Origin of the sequence: Sphingomonas epibiotica, from assembly GCF_039615155.1 — a bacterium.
GTDB lineage: Bacteria > Pseudomonadota > Alphaproteobacteria > Sphingomonadales > Sphingomonadaceae > Sphingomonas.
In genome coordinates this window covers 39990-61334 of sequence record NZ_JBDGHY010000013.1, presented here as the reverse complement: position 1 = coordinate 61334, position 21345 = coordinate 39990, and the positions used below count along the sequence as shown (strand labels likewise).

The following is a 21345-nucleotide window of genomic DNA, read 5'->3' as shown; positions in this document are numbered from 1 at the left end:
TCAGCGCCGCCCGATGCCGGTCAGACCCTCTCGTCGACCGGCGCGGTGCTGGCACCCAGCCCGTCTCCGGTGTCATCGCCTGAGCCAGCGCTGGATGGGCGGGAGATCCTCCTTCAACACGCCGTCGGTATCGAGCAGTTCCAGGCCGGTGCGATGCTGGAAATCGGTGAGGTTGGTGCTGGTCAGCTTCCCCGCGACGAGCAGGTGATACCAGCTGATGAGCGCCGCCTTGGCGTAGTCGCTTTCGAGATTATCGGCCGGGTCGAACAGATTCTGCCCCCCGGTCTGGCGCTGGCCGCGCGTCAGAGCGCCGAGGCTGTCTAGACGCCGCGCGATGGTCGAGGTGAACCTGAGTTCGCCCTTGCAGTCGGTCGTGACGGGCCGGAACAGGGGCGAGCAGGCCTGATGCGTGCGGTGGGTACGTCCCAGGCCCTGGATCGCGCGATCGGCCCTCCAGCCCGGCTCCAGGAGCAGAACCGGGTGATGATGGCATCGAGCACGGCCGCGATCGGCGGCAGCGCGCAAAGCTGCTCGACCAGATTGTCGCGCTCGGCTTCGGCTTCGGGGTTGGTGACCGGGTGGCCGCTCTCGTCGAACAGCGGTCGCGAGCGCACCTCGCCGGTGTCATCGCGGAAGAAGGTCATCTGCTGGACCGGGAATGCCCGCGTCAGATAGTCGATCACGGCCTCGCGCGGGGAGAGATCGATGTCGAGGTCGGCGCGCTCGTCGGGCGACAGTTCGCCCAGGCGGCGGTCGAGGATCGCCTCGGCGGTGCTGACCAGCTGCAGCACGACCGACTGATCGGCCGCCAGATGCTGTTCGATCGCCGCGATGACGGTCGGGAGCTTCGCTGACAGGAGGAGCGCCCCGAAGAACCGCTGCTTGCAGCTTTCGAACCGCGAGCGCGCCGCGGCCTTCGCGCCCGAGTTGAGCGTCTTGCCCTCGTTGCCGTCGACGACGCCGGTGAGTTCGAGCGCCTTTTCAAGGCCGCGATGGATGATCGCCCAGGCATCGGCATAGGTGTCGTACACCGCGATCTGTTCAGGCGTCAGCTCGTGGCGGAGGATGTCATATTCGACCCCGGCGAAGCTCAGCGCGCGCGCGGTGTAGAGGCCGGTCGCCTTGAGATCGCGCGCGACCAGTTCCATCGCCGCGATCCCGCCCTGCCGGATCTGGGTGATGAACGCCTCGCGGTTGGCGAAGGCGGTCTCCGGCCCCCACAGGCCGAGCCGCACGGCATAGGCGAGGTTGTTCACCTCCGACGCGCCGGTCGCCGAGGCGTAGAGCACGCGGGCGTCGGGCAGGTGGTTCTGCAGGAGAACGCCGGCGATGCCCTGCTGCGAGCCCTTCTTGGTGCCCATCGACCCTTCGCCACCCGCGACGCCGCCCATCTCATGCGCCTCGTCGAACGCGATGACGCCGTCGAAGTCGGCACCGGCCCAGGCGATGATTTGATCGAGCCGGGTGGCGTCGCCGCGGTTGGAGCGCAGCGTCGGATAGGTCACGAACAGGACGCCCTCGTCCATCGTGACGGGCTCGTCGATCTTCCAGCGCGAGAGCGGCTGCACATCGGCCGCGAGACCGCCGAGCGCGGTCCAGTCGCGGATCGCGTCGGCATGGAGCGCCTCGTTCTTGCTGATCCAGATGTTCTTGCGACGACCCGCCAGCCAGTTGTCGAGGATGACGGCCGCGACCTGCCGCCCCTTCCCTGCCCCGGTGCCGTCGCCCAGGAAATAGCCCTTGCGGTACGCGCGTCCGTCGTCGGAGAGCACCAGCCCCACGCCCTCCTTGTCTGGCTTGCTCAGGCCCGGGATATACTGGGTCCAGGCATGGCCGGCGTAAACGACGGTCTCGAGCTGCGAGGAGGACAGGAGGCGTTCGGTGACGGTGCGTTCGGGCAGCGACGGAACATGGACGGGGATCGGCGCGGGGATCGAGCCCATCGCGATCGATTCCACCAGCGCGGTCGGATGATCGCCGCCTGCAGGTGGCGGACCGCAGCGAGCGCGTCGGCACCGCGGCCGAGCGAGCGCGAGAAGGGCGGGTTCATCAGGATGAGGCTGGGGCGCTCCGCGGATGCCATGACGCTGGCGATCTGCGCGCCGTCGTGGCCGGTAACGCTGGCTTTCGGGAAGGTGGCCGACAGCCGCTCGCGGCGCGCGGGATCGATCTCGTTGAGCTGGAGCGCCGCGATCGGCGGGAGGCCCGCTACCAGGAGACCGTTGCCGGCGCTCGGTTCGAGTACGATGTCATCCGCGCGTGCGTTCGCGAGCATGACCGTGATCGTGGCGAGATCGAGCGGGGTCGAGAATTGCTGCCAGTCGATCTGCTCCTCGCTGCGCACGGTCTGGGTAGGAAGGCGCGCCATAAGCCCGATCGCGGCGTCGACCGCCGGCGTGGTGCCTGCTGCGCATACCGCCAGCGCGGTCGCATGCTCCAGCACCTCGAAGCTCTCGCGCTGGGTCCAGTGACCATCGGCGTCGGTGCCGCCATAGGCGCGGATCATCGCGTCGTTGAGCATCGCTCGGGTGATCTTCGCGTCGCCGGCGATCGCGGGGAGCAGCAGGCGGGCGGCAGCGGTGGCATGGTCGGCGCGCGCGGGCGCAGGGTCGAACAGGTCGGTCATGGGGGTCTCCGGGTCTGTGGCTGCTCGTGCAGCTCACGACCCCGACCCCCCTTCCCTCTCAGGCTCCGGGTTTCACGACGTCGGCCCAGTCGCCATAACGTGAGGGTGGCGGTATCCGCTTCAGCGTCAGCCCGCGCGGCCGATAGGCGGCCCACGCCTTTCGTCGTGCGCGTCGGCCCTCGAAGTCATTGTCCTCGGCGAAGATCAGCGTGGTGACGCTATCGGGGATGTGGACACGGTCGAGCCGCGCCGCGCCGAGCGTCGCCCAGCACGGGATGCCGTGGATCTGGGTGAAGGCGGCCGAGGTCTCGAACCCCTCACCAAGCGCCAATGTGTCGGTGACGCGCATGCCCTGCCAGGTCGCACCTCCCGGCGTGCCGAGCGTCGCCTTGTCGAGATAGCCGCCATGCGCGAGGTCGAGGAAGATGCGCTGAATCGAGCGCAGCGTGCGCCCCTCCCGCGCCGCGATCAGCAGCGCCGGGAGGAACCGGGTATGCGGTTTCGGTCCCCACGGACAGCGCGGGTGGTAGCTCAGGTCGTCGAAGGCGCCGGTGATGCCGCGAAAGCGGAGATAGGCTTCCGCGGGCGTTCCGGCGATCGGCAACCCCTCGTTCCACAGCCGTTCGATGTTGGCGGGTCTGCCGGTGCGCTGTTCAGCGGGTGGGTCGTAGGTGCGTCCGGGTCTGATGCGCGCGATCTCGCGGAGCACGTCCTCGGCGGTGCAGCCGGCGAAGCAGTGAACGAGGATGCCGTCATGGCCCTGCCGGATCGAGAGGCTGGGATCGCTGTCGGCGTGGGCCGGGCAACGGCACATGGCGTTGTAGCCGTGCCAGGTGCCGCCGAGGGCGCCGACGATGTCCACGATGGTCTGGGTGGGTTTTAGCGCAACGAGGGGCATGACCGATCCTTTCTCGCTGCCTCTGACCCCCTTCTCTCTCTTCCTAGGTGACTCAGTAGCTGCTGGCTAGCAGCTAGCGGAAGATCCCCGTGTTAGCAGTTAGACCTCCGCTATCTAGCGTTGAGATGGCTGGTATCTAGCGGCTAGCTACCTTTGAGCTAGCAGTTTCTCATAAGCGTCGAGTGCCTTCTCGAGCACTTCTGTAAGAAGCAGACCCTCACGTTGAGCTATTTCGCGGATTCGATTGTCCCATTCGGGTGTGACCCTAGTCGCAAATTGTTGAGTGCGGTTAGTCTTGCGCGAACTGCGGGCATCAATGCGGGTTGCGGTTATCAGCGGTGCAGCCGGAGGGGCGGGGGCTACTTCGGGTGCATCCAAATTCTGGCTCGCCTCACTGATTGGTGGGGGTGAACCCAAACGAGTAGCCTTCTTTAGCTTCGAGATATCGGCCATCATTCACCCCGCTACTTTGTCGATTAGGGATTGGATCAGAGTATCAGCACGCTGGTTAAGGCCGGAGAATTTGGTTTCGGTAATTGACAGGCCTTGGTTCTGCGCTTGCCGGTATGCTGGTCGTTCCACGATCGAACCGTCGAGGACATTATACCCCGCTTCGGTCAAATACGCCCGCGCGTCATTTTCTTCAGCCGAAGTTCCAATGCGGTTGAGCGCAAAAACGAGCCGTCCAGTCGGGATACCCTCCTTAACAAGGGCATGGTATTCGCGGACGGCAGGCCTGAGATCGTCCAAGGATGCGCCGGTGGGTTGAACCACGAGTGACGATGACCGTGCAATTTCAAGTGTAGCTTTGCTGGTCCGAGCGGGGCCGTCGATGATAAGCAGATCGAAGCCGTCTGCAGCGGCCAGGGCCTGAGACGCGGTTTTGAATGCCTCAACCGACACAATCGGCTCGATGGAGATGCCAAGGCGTGCTCGGTGCCAATCGACCGAAGTGCCCTGTTGAGTATCGAGATCGGCGATTTTAACCCGCAGTTCGCCTGCCGCCGCCTCGCGAGCAAGGGCTCTTGCCAAGGTGCTTTTTCCTACACCGCCTTTTTGTGAGACGAATGCTACGACAGCAGCCATGACCGATCCTGTGATAGTTCGAACGACTGGATAGCTAGCCGCTCTCTAGCAGTTTGGCAACCGCTACCTATGTGATAGCTAGCTGATACCCAACCAGCAGATATCTGTGAGCTAGCTGCTACCCACGGGGGTTTGCCTGACCTAGTCTGGATCAAGCACTGGGAGATAGTGGAATTTTTTTCCACGTTGTGCGGTTGATCGAAACATGATGTTCAATGATCGATGAACACGCGATCGAACTCGAGCTTATGCGTAGTGGGTAGTGTTATGGCACTGCTATGGGCGCAAACATCGGCAGCTAAGCAGGCCGAGGTAATGACATTTGATGGGCAGGCAGTTGAAGCCGTCATCGATGTGGGCCCGAGAATGCGGGGTATGCCAACAGACGGAACGCCGCCAGTACCAAGCATGGAAGCCGTTTTAGGCAATGACTTCAGATCATTCGGCAGCCCCGTAATGGAACCCCAAGAGGAGGCAATAAGCACGTCGCATATATCGGTGCCCCTTTGGATGCAGACTGGCCAGGTTTCGGGGGGAGCTGGCCGGGCAGCGATGTCCGATATGGCAAGTTATCTCTACACCCCACAGGCTTGCTCAATCACACCCTACCGTCCACGCGGCGATTTTCCAGGCTGGCTCGAAGCTCGGCGGGCTCAATATTACCCCTTGATCCAGGCCGTGGCGTGCGAAGCTGGTGTGCCAGTCGGGCTTTTCGATGCACTGGTGGCCCAGGAAAGCCGCTATGACCCATTGATCGTATCACCGAAGGGCGCCGTTGGCCTTACCCAATTGATGCCCGGTACAGCGCGTGGACTTGGGGTTTTCAATTCGAGAGATCCGTTGTCGAACCTGAGGGGAGGGGCCAGATACCTCCGCGCGCATCTGGATGAGTTCAAGCGGGTCGATCTAGCCTTGGCCGCGTACAATGCAGGTCCAGGACGCGTTCGATCGATGCGCCGTATTCCGCCGTTTCGCGAGACGATGGACTATGTCGCAGCGATCACTCGAGGGTGGAGCACCGGATCGTTCAGGACAGCATCGATTCAGACCGCCGGTTTGGCAGTGGGTCGACAGGAATTCCGGGGCAGGGGGGTCCAGTTACTCGCTTACACATCTACAAGAGTATCGAACCCGAGGTAGTGCGCGTAATAGATCGCAATTCCGAGGATCGCCGGCGCGCCGAGCAGATAGTTGATCTGCCAACGTATCCACAACCGGGGTGCAACGAGTACCTTATCGAGGACGGTCGCAGTTGGGAGTTTCCTAGTTCCCAGACGATAATCGTAGGCGGTCTTTATCATCGCGAGGACAGCGCACAGCGCCACCATGACGCCGACCGCGGCATAGAGTGAAAGCCAGGCCTGAAGTGTCGCTTGGGGCATGCCGACCACCTAGCAGCAAGATGCTGACGGTCCATTAACCGCTGAATCGCGCATTAGTTACCAGGAGCTGGCGCGCCGTGTCGGCGATCATCGTGCCCAGGCCCTTGTCTCCCATCACCATCGAACTCATCAGACCCTTGGCCTGCTCGAGCGTCAGTTGCGGTGGAAACGGCACGACCTCGGGATCGGTCTTCACCTCGATGAGCGTCGGGCGATCGGCGGAGAGCGCAACTTCCCACGCCGGCCCAAGCGCGGATGGATCATCGACGTAGATGCCGCCAAGCCCCAGCAATTCCGCGAAGCGCGCGTAGGGGACGTCCGGAATATCCTGCGTCGTCGGGAAACGCGGATTGCCTTCCATCACCCGCTGTTCCCACGTGACCTCGTTGAGATCGCCGTTGTTGAAGACGCAGACGATGAAGCGCGGATCGCGCCACTGCTTCCAATATTTCTGGACGGTGATGAGTTCGGCCAGATTGTTCATCTGCATTGCGCCGTCGCCGACCAGCGCCACGACGGGCCGATCAGGATAAGCAAACTTGGCCGCGATCGCATAGGGAACCGCAGCGCCCATAGAGGCTAAACCGCCCGAGAGAGAGGCACGCTGCCCGACCTTCACGCGATAGTCGCGCGCGTACCAGTTGGCGCATGAGCCCGAATCCGAGGTGACGATCGCGTCGGCGGGCAGACGCGGCGACATTTCCCAGACCACGCGCTGGGGATTGACGGGCTTTGCTTCCGCCATGGCGCGTTCCTCGAGCGTCTGCCACCACTGCGCAGTCGCCTTCTCGATGCCTTCGCGCCAACTGCGATCATCCTTGCGCTGGAGCAGCGGGATCAGCGCTTTCAGCGTTTCGGCCGCATCTCCATGCAGGTTGACCTCGACGGGGTAGCGCAGCCCCAGCATCGATGCGTCGATGTCGACCTGCACGGCCCTCGCCTGCCCGTCTTTCGGCAGGAACTCGGCCCAGGGAAAGCCCGTGCCGATCAGCAGAAGCGTGTCGCACTCGCGCATGAGGTCGGACGATGGCTTGGTCCCGAGCAAGCCGATCGCCCCGGTCACGAACGGCAGATCGTCAGGCAGGACATCCTTGCCGAGCAACGCTTTGGCGACGCCGGCGCCAAGCAGGTCGGCGACCTCGGTCACCACGGCCGACGCGCCGCGGGCTCCCGCCCCAATCAGGATAGCGACCTTGGCGCCTGCATTCAGTACCTCCGCCGCGCGCGCGAGATCGGCGGGCTGCGGGACGACGATCGGATGTGCATAGCCGGTGCCCGAGCGGGTGAAGCCGTGCGCCTGGCCCGGCTCCTCATATTTCGTATCCTGTATGTCCTTGGGCAGCACGATGGTTGAGACCGCGTTGCCCGCGACCGCGATCCGGATCGCGCGATCGGTCACATGGCGGACCTGCGCCGGCGCGCTCGCCTCCTGCACATAGGCGGCGACGTCGGCAAACAGTCGGTCGAGATTGAGCTCCTGCTGATAGCTTGCACCGCGCACGGTGCTCTCGGCCTGGCCCGCGATCGCGAGGACCGGGACATGGTCGAGCTTGGCGTCATAGAGCCCGGTGATCAGGTGGGTCGCGCCCGGACCGCCGGTCGACAGGCAGACGCCGAGCTCGCCGGTGAATTTCGCATGCGCCGTCGCCATGAAGGCCGCCATCTCCTCGTGGCGGACCTGGATGAACTCGATGCCCGAGCCTTCCTTCTCGGCGCGCTGGAGCGCCCCCAGCACGCCATTGATGCCATCGCCAGAATAGCCGTAGATTCGGCTCACGCCCCAATCCTTGAGGCGCTGGACGAAGAAATCGCTCGACATGCGGGCCATGCCGCCCTCCACTTTGGGATTTGGTTTCGAGCCGGAGAGGTTCAGTCACGCATGCTCGCGCTGACGAGAAGAACGTCGCAGTGCGCACAGGCGTTCCCGCCGGTCGGCGGCTTCGCCCCCATCGGTGCGCGCTAGGGCCGGCCCGACGGCGAGCTCGCTTCTTCGGTCGTTGAGGCATGTCGGTGTCGCTCACTGCCCAACCGCGCCAGGTCATCGGTTTGCGACTGTCCAAACGCGGACAGCTAAAACCTGTCATTCACCGCCGAAACGCTTCGCGAGACGCGCACTCGCTCCGCTCTTGGCCGCCAGCTTCGCGCCATAGCGCATGACCGTCTTGGGATCGCGCCAGCGATAGGCCTGCATGATGGCGGGCAGGCTCTCTCCTGCCGCAAAATTGTCTTGCGCCACGCCAACCCGGATCGAATGGCTCGACACGGCCGCGACCCAGCGCTCGAGCTCGGCCTCGCTCATCGCCCCCAGCAGTTTCTTGTCGAATGCCTGGCGGATCAACCGCTTGTAGATGAGCGTGATCGTGCCGGGGTTGAGCGCCTCCTCTCCCACACCGCGGATCGAGCCATCGAACCAGGTTTCGACGCGCCGGAACAGGGCCCCGCGCGCAATCCCGGCCTTGTCGCACCATTCAGCGATCGCGCGCATGGTCGCGGGCGAGAGATAGGCGAGAGCCCCCTGCCCTTCCTGATCGGTCTTGCTGCGGCCGATCTCGACCACCCCTGCCCCGTCGACGTCGGGCCCGTCGATATGCTCGATACGCATCGCCGCGAGTTCGGAGCGCCGGCAGCCGGTATCATAGTTGACCTGCAGTAGCGCGCGATCGCGCGCGCCCAGGAGATCGCGGCGCGTGGCCTTGAGGAGGACCGCGAGGCTCACGCCGCTCGCCGGCGCGTCGAGATCGCTGACATCGCCCTTGTAGCGGATACCCCGCGCCTGCGTCTGGCGGGTGCCGAGAAGCTTGCGCGCCGCCTTGTGCTCGAGCTGCACGAGCGGGGCTGCGGTCGGATCGTCCAGCCCCGCCATGCGATAGGCCCAGCCGATATTGACGAGATAGCGCGCGATCGTCGCGGCCGCCCTCTGCGGCGTCGCCCGCGTCGCCTCATCATGATCCTGACCCGACAGCGCGCGGACATAGGCCGCGACGGTCTCGGCGGTCGCCTCCCCTGCCCGCACTCGGGTGCGCCGGCACCAAGCATCCCAGAGCTTCATGTCGGAAAGGAACGCGCGGATCGTGTTCGGCGACCAGGCCCGCGCCGCGGCCGCGATGACCTGCGGATCGACCGCCGCCTTGTCGATAGCCAGCGCGCGGACCTCGCCCACGACGTCGTCGGCGCCGGCGGGCGGCGTGCTTTGCCTGCGGGTGAGGGCCGTTTTCGCCATGACGGCGAGACATAGCCCGGTCCTTCTCATAATAATAGGGTCGTGATAATCTCCCATTATCACGACTACGCATACGAGCCAATTTGACTGAGAGCAGCTCTGGGTTAAAAGACGGCGTGGACGCGCCTCTCTCGAACAGCCGCTACGGCCCCGCCTACAGCGCGAAGATGGTCTCCGCGATCGCCTCCTGCACGGCCGCCATTACGCGTCTCGATGCCCGGTTTTGCGTTAGTTCGGTGGCATCGGCCTGGGCACGCCGCGCCGCCTGGAGTGGCTACACCCGGGCCCTGCAACTGCAATCGGCCGAGATCGACGAAATTGACGTATTTTCCTGGGGCTGCGGGCTGCAAATCCCCGGCCGGCCGCTGCGGTCGACCAACCTCGACCTGTTCGATCGCTTTCCCGCCTGGGAAGCGGCGCTGCGCGATCCCGACCCCCTCGCCTGGCGCGACGCGCTCCCGACCGCGATCGGCGAGATCGAGATAGCCGCGGACCATTCGCCGCTGATCCGCGCGCTCGATCGGGTCCGCCAGCATGCGCGTCTCGACAGCACCGCCCTGCCCTGGCTCTCGCTGCCCTTCGCTCTGCGCGACAAGGGGATGGTGACCACTCCCCTGCCCTGCCTCGTGGGCGGCGTGAAGGCGTTTAGGCTGAAGCGAACTGTCGGAGACGAGGACTGGTATGCGGCCATGCGCAGCCTTGAGGCAAGCGCCACCGCAAACCTCGCACGGTTGCACGAGCTGGAAAAGCTCCATCGCGCGGCCCAGCATGCGATCGTCGCGGAATATCGACCTGGCCACCTCCCGGGGCTCGCGGCCCTCCTCCATCACCGGCCACTGCTCTCGCCTCAGTCGCTGGCGGAGCTGCTCAGCATGAGCGTTGCCGGCGCGAGCAAACTGCTGGGCCGTGCCGTCGACTGCGGCTTGCTCGTGGAGATCACCCAGCGGCGGACCTGGCGCGTGTTCCTGAGCACGGACCTTGCCATCGAGTTTGGCTTTGCAGCGCCCAAGCGTGGACGGCCGCGCAACGTGGTCCCTCCCCCGCCAGCGAGCCGCGAGCTGTCGGAGGTCTTCGATGCCTTCGATCGCGAGATGGAGAACATCGACAAGCTTCTCCAGCATCGCGCCGAGAGTTTGTGAACGACAGTCCGCAGGAGGATCTTTCGCTTGCCGCCCGGTCTGATGAACCGGTCTATCAACCGGAGCATCCTTCTGTCGAACGATTGGAATGTCGTCGGCTGGCTGGGGCCTCTCTACCGAGGTGCGCCGGCAAACCTTTCACCAAAGGGGTAGCTGCCTCCCCTCCCCTGTTCGCAATTCATAGCGCTGGATGCAGCAAGAACTGATTTGCCGGCGAGCGCGGTCTCGTTCCCCTTGTCCCAGTGGTGAAACACGAGCTCTGCAGTCGGCGGCTATCGTCTATCGATAGTTGAAGGCGGTAGCTGCAATGTCCAGTCCACGGGTTCTCTGACCCACAACGGCATGCTTCTCGTGATCAGGCTTGGCAGGAAGGCCCCACAGCGGCCTTCTGGGCGCTTTGCTTGCCGTGGGGATAGCCGAGAGCGGAAACACGCTGTGCGGGCTGCTGGCGGCGCTCAGTGCAGGTCGGACTTCGTTCGGGTCTTGGAAAATGGCTCCTGTCACGGTGCCCTCGGCGACCTGAGCGTAGTGAGGTGCTCCGCGATGGCTGGCTTGCAAGGAGTCTAGGCGCCGCGATAATCGACGTCGATCTGCGGTCGGGTGTGTGAGGCGACGCACGCGACGGAGCTTTTTGGGTGGACGACGTGCTTAGTGCGCGGCGATCGTCCCTTCCCCTTCTTCCCAATCAATTCTTCAAAAGAAGGGAGCGCCGCAGGCGTGTTAATCTCTTTAGAGAATAGGATAAAAAGTTAAGCTGTGGATGGATCTTTCGCGACTCGCCGATTCAGCGCGAGTCGGGAGTTCAGCGCCGTTCCCATTATACCGTTTGGCCGTTCCTGAAATACCCTGCGGGGCGTTCCCATTGAACCGTGATTCGGTTCCTCATGTACCGTGCCCCGTTCCTGAAATACCGTGGGCACGGCGCGGGCCACAGGACGTCTCCAAGGGAGTAAAACGCGTTTTACTCGTCCGCAAAGTGGCTGTTTTCCGTGCCTTTCAGGCATGTTACACCCGGCAGCGCTCGTTGTCGAACTATAGGCGTCAGGCGAGGCCGCCCTGTGTTCGGAGGAGTCGAGCGGCATTTCCGCGGTCCTCCCGAGTCCTTGGGCGAATCATTGACGGTCTTTTAGGAACGGGACCCTGCGGAACTGACCTAAAACGGCGATGATCTCGACGTTTTGTTGCCTTGAGCGCATCCCGCTCGGCTGCCTGGACCGCGAAGTTTCGAGGTTTCTCGGGAGCCGGCCAGTGATCTCGACGGTACATTGAGAACGGGGCTTGGCCAGGCGATGGGCGCCGATTGTGGATGTCTAGCGCTCCCGGAGGCGTTTGCAGTCGAAGCATTCACGGTATTTCAGGAACGGCATCGAAGCAGCGAGGATGACTCCCCCTCCCCTCCCCAGCCTCTTTGGAGCGTCGACAGTTTGACCTTTAGAGTCCTCTAGCAAGGAGGAACCCCTCCGACTTCAGTCGGATACTGGCTTCAGCCACAGACTCGCGTGCTAGCCTGTAACCTCGGGAAAAGCGGAAGCCGCCGAAGGCGTGAAGCTTCCGCTTTTCCCGAGGTTACAGGCTATGGCGTATCGGTCCGGTTGTCACACCACATTCCATCATCGCTACCATCTCGTTTGGGCGCCGAAGTATCGGTACAAGGTGCTGATCGGCGATGTTCGGCTACGGGTGCGCGAGATCATCCGTCAGGTCTGTGCCGAGATGGGCGTGAAGATCATCAACGGCGCGCTGTCGAAGGACCACGTACACATGTTCGTCGAAATCCCGCCGCACGTCTCGGTCAGCGACTTCGTGCGCCGGGCCAAGGGGCGCTCATCCCGCAAGATCCAACAGGAATTCGAGCACATCCGCAAACGATATTGGGGCCAACGCTTCTGGCAGCGCGGCTACTTCTCGACCACATCCGGCAACATCACCGATGACATCATCATGCGTTACCTCGACCGACATACCCACAAGGACGGCTTCAGCCCCACCGCTTGATCCTACCGGCGTCAGCCGGTCAGTGATTCAGCTATCAGATCCGGGCAATCTGATCACAAATCCCACCCTATAAGCGCCGTTCTCTAAGTACCGTGACGGCTGCCTGGAGAGGTGGAACGGGCGATCCTCCCGCTGGCGCAGCTGTGCCCGGCAAAGCTCATCCGAGAAGAAGGCTGGCAAAGGATCGCGCGTGGTTGGATCTTCGCAGCCCACGCACATTTGATGGGGCGCCATACAGACGGGTCCGGGGCCCGGCTCGTTACTTCGGGAACGGTCCACACGGATAAGTTGACGTGCGCGCGCGAGCCATTCTCGACCCTGTTCCTGAAAGACCGTTTTGGCGGATTGCGCCTACGGCGTCGATCAGTTGACCGGACGCTGCTTCGCGCAAAAGGTCGCGAATATCTGTGTGATGTTCTTCGCGTCGAACGCTATCTCGCGCTGCCGGAGGAAGTTCCGGAAATCGTCTCCAACGAGACCGTGGTCGCGTTGGGGGCTGGGCAGGTTGGCGCGGGCGATCGCACCGAATGCCGAATGCGAGATATGCCCGCTCGAGGGGAAGGAGATAGCCGGTTCCTCGGGCGCCTTTTCCTTGACGGCCGCAGGCGAGGCTTGGGCGAGGGCAGGGGAGGGCTTGCCCTCCTCGGACGGCTCGCGATCGCGCCTGGTCATGCGCAGCAGCGGTTCGGCATCGTCACGCTGTTCGATGTCCAGGGAGTAGCCTGGCAGATCGTTCTCCCGAGCGATCTTGGTCATCTCGAACTTGAAGCGCCGATAATCGCCTTCCGCGCCGGATTTCTCGAAGAGCGTTGGCATCGAGATGGCGAAACCGTCGCTTCCGGCCCCACCCGCATGTTTGCGCGCGACCCGATAGAGCCAGCGTTCGCGCCCGCCTGTGAGCGAGAAATAAGCCGGATCGATGGCGAGCACGCCGCCGTCCATCAACACCCCGTCGTAGAACCATTTCGCGAGGGTAATTCTCATTCCCCGCACGTTTCCGGACCGATCCTTAAGCTGGCTGTGACTGTCGATCCAGGAGAAGGTGGTCTCGACGGCATCTCCTGAGCGGATGTTCGTCTTCACCGTGGTCGATTGGAGCCTGTCGAGGGCATTGCCCAGAAGATCGTAAGCGCGTCCACCAACCTCGCGCTTCAGAGTCTTCAGCATGTCGTATGGGACGACGTGGAGCGTCTGCGGGATGTCGTTGGCACCTCGCCGCTTGTGCTCGATCAAAACTGACGCGCAGTAAATCAGTATGTCGAGGTCGTAGATAGTCGCCAGACCATATTCCGAATTAGCGGAGACATGGACGGTGATCTTACGATCCGGACTGACATAGTCGATCGGCTTGAGTCGCTTGCGCTTCGACAGCGAGAAAAAGGGCCGCTCCATCGTTTCGCGCTGATCCCGAAGAGGAAGCGCAGTCAGCTGAGGGAGAAAGAGGTCTACTTGACCGTCTTCGCGGTGATCCTGTTGCATCTCGTGTCCCGTGGCATCGGTAAAACGCATTTTACCGGGAGCCAACTAATTGAAAATAAAGCGTTAAACTAGATTTTACTCAATTTCGACTGAACTTCGCACTCTCAAGGGCAGGGCGGAGCGCTTCGAGGATCTCGTCGACCGACGCTGTGCCCTTGGGGTTGATGTTGATCGTAATTCCCTTGGCCCGTGTATCAGCAAGAACCTGTCCGATCTCGCGACCCGAGGCGGCGGTGAGGGCCGGCTTGGCACGGGGTACAGGCTTCTTCGACGCCGCGGGAGCCACTGCGGCTGCGGCCAGGCGCTCACAGACCTTGATACCCTCAATCTTGTCGCTTCCAGCGTCCTTCAGCGCCTGTTGCTCGGCACCGAGGGCTATAGCTGCGGCGATGATCGCGTCGCGGTGCTGTTCGTTCTTCAGCAGGGGCGAGAGCCGCATGCCGTGTCGGACCTTGAGGTCTCCGGGCTCGGCGAACGCTGCCACGACCTCGTCCGGCAACTCCGCGAGCTGGAGGAGGTTGTGGAGGTTCTGCTTGGCGATGGCCAAGCGATCGGCCATCTGCGTGCGAACCCCGTTGTAATATGCGTCGACAGCGTGCCTGTAATTGCGCGCACGCTCCAAATCGGTGACGTCCTCGCGCTCTCGATTTTCCAAATCGGCGAGCCGGAAAGCGGCCTCGTCATCGAGCGTCTCGATACGCGCTACGAGCTCGATTTCGCTATGGTTGTTGGCATTCAGCCAGGAAACCGAGAAATGCCGGCGGGTGCCGACGATCAACTCGTAGGGGGTCTCGGCGTTCGGCGTCCGCCGCACCACAACCGGCTCGCGGTTCGTCCCCTCCTCGCGGATGGAATCAATGAGCGAGGCACAGCGTTCGTGGCTCAGCGCCGCATGATCGCGAGCATTGCCCGGCCAGATGGAGCATTCCGAGGGCTTCAGACGGATAGTCGGACGTTTGACCGTGCGGGCGATTTCATCGAACGCAATACCACGCCGCTCCAGGAATGAGGGCGTCGAAGGTTCGTCGACCGGCTTATCGCGATCGACCAGCGCCTCGGCATCCGCGACTTCGGCCACGGACGTGGGGGCAGGGGTCGTGCCGATGCTTTCGATGGCATTCGCCAGTAGGCTGCGACGCCGGCCCCCTGCGCTGCTCATGCCGCCTCCGTCAGTCTGTCGGTGCCGACCTGCGCCATACGCGACGGCCACTGCTTGCAAATATCCTTTTCGATCTCGCGAAACACCATGTTGAGGTTGTCACGGCACCGCGTGTACGTCTGGTGCGACCCATATGGTTTGTTGATTTCGTAGATCGACGACATCGACAACCCGGCATTCTTGATCTCTTCCGACAGGAGTATCGGCGTCGACAGCATCTGGCCAGCGTAGGTCTTCTCCATGACCTGAAGCATTTGAGCCTCGTTGGTCCTGTTGGGCTGGAACATGGTGCAGACGACGCGAATGAACCCGTAGTCGATCGAAGTGTCGAACTTCGAGACGAGGTCCATCGCTTCGCGACAGGTCTGCATGAAGTGGATTGTCGAAAGATAATCGAGTTGCCGAGCCGGCACGGGGATCAGCAAGCCGTCCGCGGCCGTCAACGTGTTCACGCCCAAAAAGCCCATGGCAGGGGGAGGATCGAGGATAACGACGTCATAGTCGTGCCGGACCTCTTCCAGGCCAATTCTCAGCATGCGGAACGCGCCGGCAATGGCGGTAGGGCCCTCCTCGATGGTTGCTGTCAGTTCCCACTCGGTGTCCTGGAGGCCCAGGTTGGCGGGGCAGATATCGATATTCGGCCACGCGGTCTTTTGGATCGTCTTTCGCAGCGAATCGGCTTCGTCGATTCTGGGGGAGAGGAAGTTCGAGAGCGTGTGCGTCTCGTCCACCAATGCCTCTAGATTGACGTCGAACATAACACTCATCGACGCCTGGGGATCGCAATCGACAACAAGAACGCGATATCCCCGCAGCGCAAGGTAATCTGCAAGATGCTTGCCCGTCGTCGATTTGCTGACGCCGCCCTTGAAGTTCTGCACGGCGATGACGACCGCGCGCTCGGAGGGCAATTTACCCATCTTGATGCCGAGCTTCTCGCGAATGGCGATCAAATCTTCGACCGTGTAGAATCGGCGTCCGTTGGTGGCCGTCTTGGGGGCGGGCAAGCGTCCGCGCGCCTCAGCCTTGGAAAGCGCTTCCGGCGTTCGGCCGAGCAATTCAGCGGCGACTGTCGCCCCCATTGAAATGTTCAGCGTTTTGCGATCGGATGGATCAATGGCCGCCTGTCGCAGCACGGTCTTGGCATTCTCGCACGAGGTAATCATCGCATCGAGAATCTGACCCGACAGCATGGGCATGTCCCCTTTTTGAACCCAAACCGGCCACGGTTCGTGAAAAGCACCGCATAATGGCCCCTAATCCCGGACAGATATGCCAAATGCAGGGTGGTTAGTCAAATAGGGTGACCTGACCCGGCGTGCGCAGGGACAAGCCCTCTTATTGCCCCCGAGTCCCGGACCATCCGCGTGTGTATCATTTCGCCTATAAACCCGGACGAAAATCAAGATGAGTCACTCGCCAGCACGCGCCGCTTGAGGACTTATCCTCAAGTCTTGTCCGACTTTGAAGCTCAGACAACGGGCATTCACAGCAACGCGAATCATCTCAAAGATGATTGGCGGGCACAGCGTCAGAGATGGAACCTCTCAGTCCACGGCGATTCGGCTCGAGCCGGGACTATTCGCTCCAACAACTGCTTTCGAGACATGAAAAGAGTCGCGTCTCGCACGACCCATCGCGCGATCTGTTCCGTCTTGCTTCTCCGATAACCTCTAAAACGGTGTTCGTGGAGAAGGGGAGGGGGGCCGAGGTTGTGAAAGGAGCCGATCATGGCCCTCACAGCCGAACGACCTTCGCAGCAACTCATCGATCTTGTTGGCGCACTTGGCGGCACATGGCACGGCAGAACCGCCATGTGCCTTTGCCCGGCGCATTCCGACAGCACCCCAAGCCTGTCGATCCGCCAGGGCAATCGCGGAATTCTAGTGACCTGCTTCGCCGGATGCGACCGGGAAGACGTTCTGCGTGAACTCCGACGCGTGCCCATTCGCGACCATTTCAGCTATACCGATACTCCTGCCGTCTCTTCCGGCAATGCCAGCCGGCTATGGGATGACGCCCTTTCCCTCGGAGGCACGCTGGCAGAACGCTATCTATAGCGGCCTGCAATGATGCTCGACCAAACGCGCAATAGAGGGGAGTTTTCGGCGCAGATTAGTTGAGACGGATGGCGTTGCTCGACGCACATTGCGTGAGACGCAGCGCACGATCGGTGAGACGGACGCACAATGCTGATACGCTGACGCAGGATGCCGGTTTGGCGCCATCACAGCGGCAACCCTGCCGCCCTCATCTCGTCGGTGAGTTCACGGGTCCGCACCGGGTCGAGGCCACCATGCAGCAGCTTTCGGAGCTCGGCGAGCTTGGTGTAAACCAAATCGGGTCAACCTCCACCAAGGCCTTTTTCAGCGATCTTCAACTGCTGTGACATCAATTTGAAGCAAACGTGCTGTACACATCGCATGTTAAAGCCTGGAATTAATATCAAAGCTAATCGGAGCCTGCGGTGATGGAAAGGCGCAAGTCACCTCGGCTACTAGGCGTTTTGGCTATTGCCTTGGCGGCGCTTGGCGTTGTCAGTTCCCTGGTTCTTCGTCAATCTGGATCCTATAGCGATAAGCGCGGCGAGGTCCAGGTGGTCACCGGCTCCTCTGCATTGCCTTCCCTGACCCCCAGCGCTATCTCCTCACGCGTGGCCGATACCACAGAGGAGAAGAGTAGCGCATTCGATATTTCAGGCGATCCGGAACGGGTCCGGCGTTCCCTTCACAGCCAAAGCCGCGATCTCGCATGGGCACCGGGTACCGAAGGCAAGATCAGAGAAGTATTTGCCTCGGCTGGCGCTCCCACGCAAATTTCCGTAGATTGTCGATCAGCCGGATGCGAAATCAAGGGTGAGCTTTCGGGCCTTAGCAGCTCAAACTTGCCGCAAGTGTTAAATCGGATCGCTGGCGAACCAGTCAACAAAGCTTTGCGCGCAAGCGGCTTGACGCCAGACAAAAGTCCAACATACAGCATTATTTCAAACGACCCGGTGAGGGTATCGTTTAGCAGAGTCGTCTCGCGTGATATCGCTCAGGTGGAGCGATAAGAGATGCCGTTTCGCTTTATCATACGATCCGTGGCTCTCAAGGGATTGTTTGTATTTACCGGCTGCATTCAACTTTCTGCATGCTCAGCTGTAGCGCCGTACGTAGCGGCATCTCCACCTACCGATATCGTGATCCCGGAACATTTAAATGGCCGGCTGTCGTACCGCGGCAACTGTACCTACCTTATGGTTTCTGGATCAAAGCGGACGCTGATCTGGCCTCATGGTCATGTGTGGGACAGCACCGCGAAGGCAGTGAAGGCACCCGATGGCCGCCTCTTCAAAAGTGGAATGCAGGTTACGATCCGCGGCGGTGATGGGTCGATCGAGTTCCTGCAAGGCGATCCAGAGGCATATCAGCAGCTCCAAGCATGTGGAGGTCCGTACGTAACCAGTAGCTATGTTGAAGGAGAAGGGTGATGAAGAAGCGTGCTTTTCGGCTTGGCGCAGCCTGCGTCCTCGCCTCGGTCGCGATTTCGGCAGCGCATGCCGTATCGAACACGAAAACCATTCGACTTGCAACGTTTGACGAACCGTTCAACGATCCTGACGATGCGACTGCCAAACAGCTCTCGAAGACGGAGGGCCTTACTGTTGCAGAGGCGTCGCGACGTTTGCGGATCATGGGAGAGTTGGGGCGTCTGGCGCCCGCGCTCTCGGCACGTTTTCCCAAAGGCTTCGCTGGGGCCGAAGCGACTACGGGATCCGACTTCCGTGTTGCTATCTATGGTGTAGCTGCGGACCTCGAAGCGATCGGTAACGCCGCACGTCAGTTCGCCGGCAAAGGTGAACTCGCCAGCGTTCTCGATGTTCGCACTGCACCAGTATGAGAGTCTGAGATAGGGGCGCAGGCGCGGGGATATCTCTCATCGCTCGGCTCAAACGCTACGATCGCCACCAATGCGCGAACGGGGCAAATCAAATTATTGGTGAAAGATCCCACTTCCGCCCTCGCGGCGATTGTTGGCGGACGATTTCGTGCGGCGCCTGGAACGCAGATAGAGCAATTCGACGGCATTGCTCTCACGGCAACGGAGGTTCCGGGCGGCCAGAACTATCGCGGCACGTTCTCTAACGGCGACATCAATGAATGTACGCGAGGCTTTAACGTCAAACAAACCAACGGCTCGCTCTATGGCGTGACGACCGCAGGCCACTGCGAGAATAATGGCAGGGATGAAACCACCGGGGTTTCACTCGCATTTCGCCAAGAATGGGTGTCAAACGGCGTGGATAGCCAGTGGCACACATTCTCCGGCGGAAACAACTATCTGGTTGTTCCGAAGTTCTATAACGGTGCTGGGGTCGTTACCGTCACTGGAGCGCAAGGTGTCGCGCAAGGGCAGTATATTTGCAAGTATGGCCGATCGACAGGTCAGACATGCGGTTACACCGACCCATACACCTATACGGATAGTTACGGTGCCTTCTATAGAATGAACAGTAACTCGACCTATCCGCGGCAGAGCCTTGAGCAGCCCCCACCGGGTGGTCCGGGTTGATAGTTAGTGCATTGTCGTCTCCGCCGCCATTGCCGGTCGGAGGTGGAGCGAAGCGGAACCGGAGGCCGGCAATGGCGGTGTCGCCGCTTCCGGGGCGGGTGGTCGATAGCCGAGGCTGCTGTGCGGTCGGACAGTGTTGTAGTGACGCCGCCACGCCTCGATCAGCACCCTGGCTTCAGCGAGGGTGTAGAAGATCTCGCCGTTCAGCAGCTCATCCCGCAGCGAGCCGTTGAAGCTCTCGTTGTAGCCGTTCTCCCATGGCGAGCCCGGGGCGATGTAGAGCGTCTTCACGCCGATCTGCCTGAGCCAGGTCTGGACGGCGGCGGCGATGAACTCGCTGCCATAGCACATTGGGAAGCGCTGGTTCGGGAGCCGCTATGGCCCTGATGAAGACAAGGCCGCGTAGCGGCCGCAGGCTTCATTAGGGCAAGCCATGGCCGGACAGCAGGTATCTAAAGTGAGGTTGTCGAGACAACACTTTGGAGACTGACCGACCATGACCAAGCTCACCCCTACGCCTGCCGGCGCCGTGCTGGTAGCTATCGATATGTCCAAGAGCCGGCAGGAGGTTCTCATCGAGCGACCGGAAGGCGGCCGGCGCCGGCGGATGACCGTCATGGCGACCAGACAGGACTATGACGGCTTTGCCGAGCAACTCGCTGCCATCGGGCGCCGTATCATCGTTGGGTTCGAGGCGACGGGTAATTACCATCGTACGCTGGCACATCGGCTGCTGACGGCAGGGTTCGAGCTGCGCCTCATCTCGTCGGTCGCGCTCGCAAGAACGCGCGAGGCGCTGCACAATGGCTGGTACAAGAACGACCCCAAGGACGCGCAGGTCATCCTGCACATGCTGCGGATCGGTGCGACGCAGCGCTACGTCGATCCTCTCGCCGCGGGCATCAATGACCTGCAGGAGCTCTCGAAGACCCACGAAACGATCTCTAGGATGAAGACGCAGACCTGGCACCGCATCCTGACCCACTACCTGCCGCTGTACTTCCCCGAGATCGCCCGCTTCGCAGGCAACAGCCGGTCCGACTGGTTTCTCGCGCTCATCGAGCGGTTCCCCACTCCTGCCAGCATCACCGCGCTCGACGCTGGGGCATTCTCGGCAGCTGCCTGGCCTCTCATCGGCCGCAAGGTTTCCAAGGCCCGTCTTGTCAATGACATATACGAAACGGCCTGCGCTTCGGTGGCTCTGCCGGTCCCGGAGGATTCGGCAGCAATTACCATGTTCCGCATGGTCATCGCGCAGGGACGCAGCCTTATCCACCAGCGTGACGAGATAGAGCGGCTTGCCCATGACAGGCTGGCCGAGCATGTTGATTATAAGCTGCTGCGCAACATTCCGGGCATTGGTCCGATTAACGCGCTGACCATTCTGGCCGAGGCCGGTGATTTGCGTCGCTTCAACCATCATCGACAGTTCCTGAAGTTCTGCGGCCTCGATCTCGCAACGTGCCAGTCAGGCACGTTTCGTGGCCGCACCAAGCTGTCCAAGTACGGCAACGCGCGTCTGCGCCGCACCTTCTGGATGGCTGCCCAGGTCGCCGCGCGTCAGCGCGACAACAGTTTCCGTGACAAGCTCGGACGGTACACCGCCGGGCACGCGGACGATGCCGACCGTCGCCGCAAGGCGATGACGGCGCTCACCGCCAAGATGGCGCGCGTGGCTCACGCCGTCGTCAAGACGGGGACAGAGTACCGGCCGTTCCTCGAACGGTCGGATGCCAGGTGGAAGGACCCCTCTCTGCAAGTGCCGTGAGGGCGCTCGTCGAGCGACCCTGTAGATAATGTTCGGGCC

16 protein-coding genes and 4 pseudogenes are annotated in these 21345 nt (G+C 61.9%); 10 read left to right on the top strand and 10 right to left on the bottom strand.

Annotated elements, in window-relative coordinates; translation table 11 throughout:
• Positions 1-75: 75 nt before the first annotated feature.
• From AAIO73_RS18815 to AAIO73_RS18805, 3 genes and pseudogenes are all read right to left on the bottom strand, one after another.
• Positions 76-2473, bottom strand: a pseudogene (locus AAIO73_RS18815) (strawberry notch-like NTP hydrolase domain-containing protein); the annotation flags it as partial.
• Between the two features lie 211 nt (positions 2474-2684).
• On the bottom strand, positions 2685-3524 hold the full coding sequence (locus AAIO73_RS18810; RefSeq protein WP_037447391.1) for a DUF7146 domain-containing protein: 840 nt from the start codon (positions 3522-3524) through the stop codon (positions 2685-2687).
• A 456-nt stretch (positions 3525-3980) separates the two neighbouring features.
• On the bottom strand, positions 3981-4610 hold the full coding sequence (locus AAIO73_RS18805) for a nucleotide-binding protein (RefSeq protein ID WP_029623217.1): 630 nt from the start codon (positions 4608-4610) through the stop codon (positions 3981-3983).
• Positions 4611-4832: 222 nt separating this feature from the next.
• On the opposite strand from AAIO73_RS18805, the gene AAIO73_RS18800 reads away from it, so the two are divergent.
• Entirely contained in the window at positions 4833-5750 is a 918-nt protein-coding gene (locus tag AAIO73_RS18800; protein WP_171007652.1) for a lytic transglycosylase domain-containing protein, read from the top strand.
• Here the strand turns inward: AAIO73_RS18800 and AAIO73_RS18795 are convergent.
• The 3 genes from AAIO73_RS18795 to AAIO73_RS18785 all read right to left on the bottom strand — a co-directional run bounded on the left by AAIO73_RS18795 (position 5717) and on the right by AAIO73_RS18785 (position 9212).
• A complete protein-coding gene (locus AAIO73_RS18795) occupies positions 5717-6001 on the bottom strand; it encodes a hypothetical protein (RefSeq protein WP_245842223.1) in 285 nt (94 codons plus the stop codon). The two genes, AAIO73_RS18800 and AAIO73_RS18795, sit on opposite strands and share 34 nt — an antisense overlap.
• A 25-nt stretch (positions 6002-6026) precedes the next feature.
• A complete protein-coding gene (locus AAIO73_RS18790; RefSeq protein WP_037447408.1) occupies positions 6027-7820 on the bottom strand; it encodes a thiamine pyrophosphate-requiring protein in 1794 nt (597 codons plus the stop codon).
• A 252-nt stretch (positions 7821-8072) separates the two neighbouring features.
• Positions 8073-9212, bottom strand: a complete 1140-nt coding sequence (locus tag AAIO73_RS18785) for a tyrosine-type recombinase/integrase (protein ID WP_010408866.1) — start codon at positions 9210-9212, stop codon at positions 8073-8075.
• 116 nt (positions 9213-9328) lie between these two features.
• On the opposite strand from AAIO73_RS18785, the gene AAIO73_RS18780 reads away from it, so the two are divergent.
• Both AAIO73_RS18780 and tnpA read left to right on the top strand, forming a co-directional pair.
• Positions 9329-10351, top strand: a complete 1023-nt coding sequence (locus AAIO73_RS18780; protein WP_205499236.1) for a hypothetical protein — start codon at positions 9329-9331, stop codon at positions 10349-10351.
• 1575 nt (positions 10352-11926) lie between these two features.
• Positions 11927-12346, top strand: coding sequence for an IS200/IS605 family transposase (gene tnpA, locus AAIO73_RS18775; RefSeq protein WP_010408862.1), 420 nt, complete (start codon positions 11927-11929; stop codon positions 12344-12346).
• A 363-nt stretch (positions 12347-12709) separates the two neighbouring features.
• On the opposite strand, the gene AAIO73_RS18770 is transcribed toward tnpA, so the two are convergent.
• The 3 genes from AAIO73_RS18770 to AAIO73_RS18760 all read right to left on the bottom strand — a co-directional run bounded on the left by AAIO73_RS18770 (position 12710) and on the right by AAIO73_RS18760 (position 16177).
• Positions 12710-13825, bottom strand: a complete 1116-nt coding sequence (locus tag AAIO73_RS18770) for a replication initiator protein A (RefSeq protein WP_029623214.1) — start codon at positions 13823-13825, stop codon at positions 12710-12712.
• A 79-nt stretch (positions 13826-13904) separates the two neighbouring features.
• Positions 13905-14984: a ParB/RepB/Spo0J family partition protein gene (locus AAIO73_RS18765; RefSeq protein WP_010408848.1), complete on the bottom strand. Its 1080-nt coding sequence runs from the start codon at positions 14982-14984 to the stop codon at positions 13905-13907.
• Positions 14981-16177, bottom strand: coding sequence for an AAA family ATPase (locus AAIO73_RS18760; protein WP_029623213.1), 1197 nt, complete (start codon positions 16175-16177; stop codon positions 14981-14983). Before AAIO73_RS18760 ends, AAIO73_RS18765 begins: the two co-directional genes overlap by 4 nt.
• A gap of 537 nt (positions 16178-16714) precedes the next feature.
• Here AAIO73_RS18760 and AAIO73_RS18755 point away from each other — a divergent pair.
• The 6 genes and pseudogenes from AAIO73_RS18755 to AAIO73_RS18730 all read left to right on the top strand — a co-directional run.
• Positions 16715-17041 (top strand): annotated as a pseudogene (locus AAIO73_RS18755) (DUF7146 domain-containing protein); the annotation flags it as partial.
• 71 nt (positions 17042-17112) lie between these two features.
• Entirely contained in the window at positions 17113-17373 is a 261-nt protein-coding gene (locus AAIO73_RS18750; protein WP_164522010.1) for a hypothetical protein, read from the top strand.
• Between the two features lie 264 nt (positions 17374-17637).
• A complete protein-coding gene (locus AAIO73_RS18745; RefSeq protein ID WP_125985081.1) occupies positions 17638-18036 on the top strand; it encodes a hypothetical protein in 399 nt (132 codons plus the stop codon).
• 30 nt (positions 18037-18066) lie between these two features.
• Positions 18067-18456 (top strand): hypothetical protein, encoded by a 390-nt coding sequence (locus AAIO73_RS18740; protein ID WP_231472252.1) that lies wholly within the window; start codon positions 18067-18069, stop codon positions 18454-18456.
• Complete coding sequence (locus tag AAIO73_RS18735; RefSeq protein WP_037447418.1) at positions 18456-18866, top strand: hypothetical protein; 411 nt, start codon at positions 18456-18458, stop codon at positions 18864-18866. The genes AAIO73_RS18740 and AAIO73_RS18735 overlap by 1 nt, the downstream gene beginning before the upstream one ends.
• 99 nt (positions 18867-18965) lie before the next feature.
• Entirely contained in the window at positions 18966-19538 is a 573-nt protein-coding gene (locus AAIO73_RS18730) for a chymotrypsin family serine protease (protein ID WP_143058617.1), read from the top strand.
• 3 nt (positions 19539-19541) lie between these two features.
• Here AAIO73_RS18730 and AAIO73_RS18725 read toward each other — a convergent pair.
• Positions 19542-19880 (bottom strand): annotated as a pseudogene (locus AAIO73_RS18725) (integrase core domain-containing protein); the annotation flags it as partial.
• Between the two features lie 154 nt (positions 19881-20034).
• On the opposite strand from AAIO73_RS18725, the pseudogene AAIO73_RS18720 reads away from it, so the two are divergent.
• Positions 20035-21331: pseudogene (locus tag AAIO73_RS18720) on the top strand (IS110 family RNA-guided transposase).
• Positions 21332-21345 lie beyond the last annotated feature (14 nt).

Excerpts from the sequence above, each read along its gene's own strand:
- AAIO73_RS18810 (WP_037447391.1), bottom strand. The coding sequence starts at position 3,524 with ATGCCCCTCGTTGCGCTAAAACCCACCCAGACCATCGTGGACATCGTC.
- AAIO73_RS18805 (WP_029623217.1), bottom strand. The coding sequence starts at position 4,610 with ATGGCTGCTGTCGTAGCATTCGTCTCACAAAAAGGCGGTGTAGGAAAA.
- AAIO73_RS18800 (WP_171007652.1), top strand. The coding sequence starts at position 4,833 with ATGAACACGCGATCGAACTCGAGCTTATGCGTAGTGGGTAGTGTTATG.
- AAIO73_RS18790 (WP_037447408.1), bottom strand. The coding sequence starts at position 7,820 with ATGGCCCGCATGTCGAGCGATTTCTTCGTCCAGCGCCTCAAGGATTGG.
- AAIO73_RS18785 (WP_010408866.1), bottom strand. The coding sequence starts at position 9,212 with ATGGCGAAAACGGCCCTCACCCGCAGGCAAAGCACGCCGCCCGCCGGC.
- tnpA (WP_010408862.1), top strand. The coding sequence starts at position 11,927 with ATGGCGTATCGGTCCGGTTGTCACACCACATTCCATCATCGCTACCAT.
- AAIO73_RS18770 (WP_029623214.1), bottom strand. The coding sequence starts at position 13,825 with ATGCAACAGGATCACCGCGAAGACGGTCAAGTAGACCTCTTTCTCCCT.
- AAIO73_RS18765 (WP_010408848.1), bottom strand. The coding sequence starts at position 14,984 with ATGAGCAGCGCAGGGGGCCGGCGTCGCAGCCTACTGGCGAATGCCATC.
- AAIO73_RS18760 (WP_029623213.1), bottom strand. The coding sequence starts at position 16,177 with ATGCTGTCGGGTCAGATTCTCGATGCGATGATTACCTCGTGCGAGAAT.
- AAIO73_RS18750 (WP_164522010.1), top strand. The coding sequence starts at position 17,113 with ATGGCGTTGCTCGACGCACATTGCGTGAGACGCAGCGCACGATCGGTG.
- AAIO73_RS18735 (WP_037447418.1), top strand. The coding sequence starts at position 18,456 with ATGAAGAAGCGTGCTTTTCGGCTTGGCGCAGCCTGCGTCCTCGCCTCG.